At 68.8% G+C, this 266-nt stretch carries 1 pseudogene; it reads left to right on the top strand.

The features are described from left to right. Positions 1 to 5: 5 nt before the first annotated feature. Positions 6 to 266, top strand: a pseudogene (locus GYA94_RS28550) (channel protein TolC); the annotation flags it as partial.

The following is a 266-nucleotide window of genomic DNA, read 5'->3' as shown; positions in this document are numbered from 1 at the left end:
CCTAAGCTCATGCACAAACCTCCGTGCTGGGCCGCCGGCTGAGTTCACTGGAAGCGCGCCAGGTCAGCATCCATGCGGCGCGCATGCTCTATGTCCGCCAGTAGGCCGCTGGTCGACCGGCGCAACGCCGAGCAGGCGGTCGACCAGTAACGGTTCGAACGTGCCGGCACCCGCTCCGGCCGGCTGCGCCTGGGTGGCGACTGCCTGTACAACACCGGCGCGCTGCGCGCGGCCTTTGGCCTTGAGGGGCGCAACCTGCAAGGTGT

The sequence above is a fragment of the Pseudomonas juntendi genome, from assembly GCF_009932375.1.
Lineage (GTDB): Bacteria > Pseudomonadota > Gammaproteobacteria > Pseudomonadales > Pseudomonadaceae > Aquipseudomonas > Aquipseudomonas juntendi.
The sequence above is the reverse complement of the archived record's forward strand: the minus strand, read 5'-3'. Positions and strand labels throughout refer to the sequence as shown.